Source organism: Hamadaea sp. NPDC051192, assembly GCF_040682475.1.
Lineage (GTDB): Bacteria > Actinomycetota > Actinomycetes > Mycobacteriales > Micromonosporaceae > Hamadaea > Hamadaea flava.
In genome coordinates, this window is sequence record NZ_JBFBAZ010000249.1 from 1 (window position 1) to 5,583 (window position 5,583).

The window sequence follows — 5,583 nt, forward strand, 5'->3', positions numbered from 1 at the left end:
GCAACAGTCATGCCGAACCGAAACGCGACTTCGCCACCAAATCCAAGATCCGCTCACCCGATTACCTGGCCAACGTTTCCTGCTGAGCCACTAGCATCTCCGCGAACGCGGTCTCCAACTCTGCTGCTTCGTCTTCGCGGCCGGCCAGCCGCGATGGCGGCAGCAGCCGTAGCGGGAAATCATGCTCGCCGATGTGGATTCCCGCAGCGGCTGGGCGGGCCAGGGTGTCCTGCAGTCGCTCCAGATCATGCGCGACCCCGTCGGCCGTCTGGTAACGGTTGTCCGGTTCCTTCTCCAGCAGATGCATGATGATCGCCGACAACGACTCCGGGATGGCCGGGTTCGCCGCGGCAGGCGGCAGCGGCACCCGAGCCAAATGATCATGAGTTAGCCGCAGCGTGTCGCCGGAACCGAACGGCGGCTGGCCTGTCGCCAGTTCGTAGAGCGTGGCACCAAACGCGTACAGGTCGGCGCGTTCGTCCACCGGCCGTCCGGTACGCCCCGTCTGCTCCGGGGCCAGATATGCCAATGTCCCAACGATCTCAGTGTGATGCGTGAACTCCGGGCGTATCTCGGCTAGCGGCGACGCCAATGCGAAGTCCACCAGGCAAGGCATGCCGTCGTGGGAGATCACGATGTTCGTCGGCGAGATGTCCTGGTGCATCACGCCCCGACGATGCATGCCCGCCACAACGCGGGCCAACTGCAACGCGAGCCCGACCAGCTCATCGACCGCCAGCGGCTTCGCCAGCGCGGCCAGGCTCGCACCGCTGTCCTCCAGCACGATCGAACCCGGATACGTCGGCGCGTCGAGTAGTTGTGCGATCCCCGGAAGAGCGCGCAGCCGTTCCAGCATCGTCAGCTCATGCTCTATCCGGCGCTGCGCGTCCGGTCCGAGGGGCTCCTTGCGGATAGCTGAGCGCCCCGCGAAGATCAGCCGAGTCACGCGCGTGCGCGCGCTTTCGTGCAGTACTTCGGTCCGAAGTAGTGCATCGCGACCCGGCGGCATCCAGCCCCCCATCGGGCAACCTCCACGCACGGTGAGCCCTACCTACCGTGTTACACCTATTCGAGCGTGCACGCGAATCTTTGATCAGAACGCGGGCGTACGCGAAGCACGCCGGCCCGTATAGGAGTGGACATCGGTGGCCAAACCTCATGATCGGCGCGACGCCGGTCGCGGCGGGCCGGATGAGGCAGTCGCGGCAAGGGGTTCCAATGCATCAGATGAATTTCTTATCCATAGACTGGCCCGCTCTTGCCGGTAGTCCGAATCGCCGCGTCGCGTTGTGCGACCGCCTCGTCCACGGCTGTCGCGAGAGCGTCGAGTTCAGGGCGGCGAGCGGGCTGATACTCCATGCCGAGCCAGGGGCCGACAGCGCAGCGGATCTCCAGTCGGGGCCGCTTTCCCTGCGGGAACTCGAGACGAGGCCGCTGCCAGACGTGAAACCGATGAGTGTCACCGTGCCCGAACAGTTCGAGCACGGTTCCGTCGAACACCAGCACGCAGCCGTCGTCGGGTTGCGCCTCGATCTTGATAGTCATCGGAGTTTGCGTCCTTTCGAGGAGCTGGTGGTAGTCAGCCGGACGGAGCGACGAACTTGTCGTAGGGTTCCTCGAACTGCACGCCCGCCTCGTAATCGAGGTCGACGTGCGTCGCCCCGGCGTGGTCGGTCAACACGATCACCGGTGAGCCGAGGGTCGGCACCCGCTCGGCGTCGGTACGCATGTGCAGCCGTAGCTCTCGGGGTTCGCCGCGGTCGGCGTACGCGACGCGGGTGGTGAACACCGGCATGTCCCAGAGCCACTCGTTCTGGAACACGACCTCGGCGATCACGCCGTCGTATCGTTTTCCGCTCTGGCGCAGTCGTTCGATGGTGAGCTGCCGCTCGCGTACGTGGCGGAGGGCTGCCGTCAGACGGATCAGCATCCAAACCGCCAGGGCCGCCATGAGGACAGCCACCAGCACCCCCAGCTCGCGTGGGATGGTCGGTGAGGTGACGATGTGCTCCAGGTCGAACGACGGCGCCGGATTCCGGGAGTAGCTGGCGGCTGTCCAGACGAGCCCGCCGATGCCGAGTCCGCCGGCCACGGTGAGGCCGTTGAACAGGCCCGACACGCGACTCTGCCGGAATGCCGCTGCGGCTCGCGCATGGACGTTGCCGTTGACCACGATCGAGAGAAAGGCGGTGGCGATCGCCCCCGCCAGCGCCCACGGGCTCCCCAGCGCGCGGCTCACGCCCGGGGTCGGCGCCAAGCCGAGCAGCGCGGCGTACGGGACCGACGACGTGACCGCCCACGTCGCCATGCCGAGCAGCATGAACCGGATGAGACCGCTGCTCACTCGGCCGACGGGCTGTCCCGGCAGCAGCTGAGTCATCCTCGTCCCGCTATCGGTCACCGACAGGATCGGCGTCGCCCGGTCGTTCACCGCCTCCGGCTCCGTCCGATGCGGGAACCTGCCAGAGTGTGCCTGCCATTGCTGTCCGGTCGCGGCACGAGCCCATAGTAGATTCTCGGCGCGCCGTCGAGGGTCACCGTCACCTGACCCTCGGCGACCGGCAGTTGCCGGCTCTGCCCGATGGCGTCCAGTTCGGTGACAGCGCTTCGGGCGGCGACTGTGAGAGCCACCTTGGTCGGCCACGGATCGACCCAGACCTCCGGTGCGGGGAAGTGCCAGTCGGTGCGCAGGCCGGTGGTGTTGAGCAGATAGCCGTCGGCCCGGTTCCACAGGAGAGTGGCCGGCCCGGACGGAGTGTCGAACCACAGGCCGAAGGTGAGCGGATCGGCGAACGTCAGCCAGCTTCGGAAGGTGGCCTGATCGAGCACGCGCGCGGCGTTCGCGTACGCCAGCAGGGACGGCTTCGGGCTCAGGTCACGGTTCATCAGGCCGTAGTGGTACTCGACGTTGTCGGGATCGGCCACCTGCGGCATGCCCAGCACGCTGTCGTGGAACTGGTACCAGCAGACGCATTTCACCCCTTCGGCTTTGGCCAACGCGAGGGTGAGCAGGACGTTTTCCGCCGCGTGCCGATAGGTGTCGTGCCACCAGCTGTTCGGCTTGGTCGGCGCGTACGCCTCGGTCAGCCAGATCTCCTTGTCGCCGTACTGGGCCATCAGCGCCTTGAGCTGCTTCAAGCCGCCGTAGAAGTTCCAGTACGTGCCGTCGGCTCCGGTGCTCCAGTCGTCGCCGGGCGGGATGTAGTCCGGCGTGAAGTTGCCACGGCCGGGGTGGTAGGCGAACGCGTCGATCATGTCCCAGCCGCCGGCGGCGATGAAGTTCTGCACCCACGGCTTGTCCATCCCGGCCAGGCCGTTGTTCATCAGCTTGATCGTCGCACCGGTGGCCGCCCGCCGGTCGAAGACCGGTCGCAAGGCCTTGTCCAGGTAGGCCTGAGCGGCGGTTCCGGTGTTGAACGGGCGATTCAGCTCGTTGCCGACCTCGAAGTAGCCGGCTCCGGCCCCGACGGCCACCGACAGCTTGTCGGCTGCCCAGGTGGCGGCGTCGGCGTCGGTCGCCTCCAGGGAGGGTTGCAGTTCGATGTTGTGCCGGATCCCTCGGGCGTCGAAGGCGGCAGGCGGCAGACCTGGACCGCCGTCGTACGCGATGCGTACCAGGCTGATGCCGGAAAGCTCCCACAGATCCAGCACCGCATCGGCGCTCGGACGCTGGAGCCACGGATAGTTGGCGATGCCGAACATGCTGCTCGCGCCGGCCTGGTAATCGAACGGTGCGAGCGTGGCGAGGGTGGTCCGCGCGAAGGCGGAGTCGTCGCCGGACCGGACGGTGACCTCGGCGAACACCATTCCGGCGGCCGGCGCGGGCACGGTGAAGGCGTACTGCCAGGTGCCTGCGGCAGAAATGCCGCCGCCGACCGTGGTGTCGGCCACGACGTTGCCGTCGAAGTCGCGCACTGTCAGCTGCAGTTCGGCCGACCGGGCCGCGCCGCCGTTCGCGACGGTGGCGGTGAGCTCCATCGGCGCGCCGGCCACGTCGGAGAGGTTGAACGGGCGGTTGGTGGTCAGTTCGAGCCCGAGTTCGCGGCCGCGGCCGATGGTCGCCGTGGCCGACGGCCGGGTGTCGGAGAAGAAGAAGTCGGCCTGGCTGGTCCAGCCGCCGTCGGGGTCCGGTACTCCGGGTGCGTGGACCCAGGTGGCGTTCGTCCAGGCCTGACGCGACCGGTCCAGCAGGAACATGCCGTGCAGGCTGCCCCAGCTCGACGTGTGCGCGACGCCCACGGTGTCCTCGTACGGGATGCCACCGCCCGCGTCGCGTACCCACTCGGTGATGGCGATGTAGTCGTCGGGCGCTGTCGGGGCCTGGATCGCCCGGCTGAACAGGAAGCCGTCGGGCACGAGCGTGCCGGGGCCGGTGACGCGCCATTCCAGCTGGGCGTGGTTGGTCGTGACGGTGAACCAGCCGACCACCGTCACCGGGCCGGCCGCCGCGTCGAAGACGTAGTCCATGCGGATCGCCGGGGTTCCGTCGGGCAGCTGAGCGAGCACCGGCGTGCCGCCGGTGGACAGGTGAATGCCGGTGACCTGGTCTTTGATCTGGAACTTGGATCCGGCGGACCGCGTGACACCGGCCGCGTCCCGGATGGCCAGGCGTCCGCCGACGCTCGCCAGCAGGCTGATCCCGCCGGCCGTCAGGGAGACGTCGCCGGCTGCGGCGTACGCGGTGACGGGGGTGGGCTCGGCGATGAGGACGACGCCCGCCGCGAGCGTCATGCCGAGGAAGCCGCGACGGCTGAACTGGGGTGTCATCGTCTGCTCCTGTCTGCCCGCGAATCTCGTTTGATAATGCCTATCTTCTTCGCGGTGAAACGGACGATCTCAACCAGAGAACCCATCTGTCAAGGGGAGGTTGCGCTTTCGTTTCCGGCAGCTTATGGTCATCGGCGTTCGAAGAAGATAGGCATTATCAACGGAGGGTCGATGCCAACGAGACGTCGCCGGGTGACGCAGCGCGAGATCGCGGAGATCGCGGGTGTCAGCCAGACCACCGTGTCGGTGGTGCTGAACGATCGTGACGGCACGAACGTGCGCATCCCTGAGGAGACCCGGGCCCGCGTCAAGCGCGCGCTCGAGCAGGCCACCTACGTCGCCGATCCGGCGGCCCGCCGGCTCGCCGGCCTGGACAGCCAGATCATCGGCGTTTTCACCTACGAGGCGGCCCTGTCGCCCGAGAGCATGGACTTCTACGGCCCGTTGCTGAACGGGATCGAGCGGGCCGCCGAGAGCATCGGTTGTGACCTGCTGTTCTTCACGTCCTCTCCGGTGGAGGACGGCACACGCAGTCTGTTCCACCGCAAGACCCGGCTCCGGCTCGCCGACGGCTGCATCCTGCTCGGTCAGCAGATGGTCGGCTCGGAGCTGGAGCGGCTGGTCGCCGAGCAGTTCCCGTTCGTCGCGGTCGGCCGGCGGGACGAGACGACGGCCGCCGTGCCGTACGTCGGCATCGACTACGTCACCCCGACATCGCAGCTGATCTGCGGCAAAACGAGCGTCAGGACAGGACGAGGCGTACGGCGAAGTTCGAGTAGCCCAACCGTCGGAAGGTGTTCGCCATCGGCACGTTGC

5 protein-coding genes are annotated in these 5,583 nt (G+C 67.5%); 1 reads left to right on the plus strand and 4 read right to left on the minus strand.

All coding sequences use genetic code 11. From position 1 onward, the window contains the following. Nucleotides 1–61: 61 nt before the first annotated feature. From AB0M47_RS41830 to AB0M47_RS41845, 4 genes are all read right to left on the minus strand, one after another. On the minus strand, nt 62–1,021 hold the full coding sequence (locus tag AB0M47_RS41830) for a serine/threonine-protein kinase (RefSeq protein ID WP_363424363.1): 960 nt from the start codon (nt 1,019–1,021) through the stop codon (nt 62–64). Nucleotides 1,022–1,236: 215 nt separating this feature from the next. Continuing rightward, nucleotides 1,237–1,545: a hypothetical protein gene (locus AB0M47_RS41835; protein ID WP_363424366.1), complete on the minus strand. Its 309-nt coding sequence runs from the start codon at nt 1,543–1,545 to the stop codon at nt 1,237–1,239. 34 nt (nt 1,546–1,579) lie between these two features. Further along, the gene (locus tag AB0M47_RS41840; protein ID WP_363424369.1) at nt 1,580–2,380 is read right to left on the minus strand and encodes a hypothetical protein; all 801 of its coding nucleotides are present in this window, start codon (nt 2,378–2,380) and stop codon (nt 1,580–1,582) included. 47 nt (nt 2,381–2,427) lie between these two features. Further along, nucleotides 2,428–4,767 carry a hypothetical protein gene (locus tag AB0M47_RS41845; protein WP_363424372.1) on the minus strand — a complete coding sequence of 780 codons (2,340 nt, stop codon included), beginning with the start codon at nt 4,765–4,767 and terminating at the stop codon, nt 2,428–2,430. A gap of 171 nt (nt 4,768–4,938) precedes the next feature. On the opposite strand from AB0M47_RS41845, the gene AB0M47_RS41850 reads away from it, so the two are divergent. Next, on the plus strand, nt 4,939–5,583 hold a 645-nt coding region (locus AB0M47_RS41850; protein ID WP_363424374.1), incomplete at its 3' end, for a LacI family DNA-binding transcriptional regulator.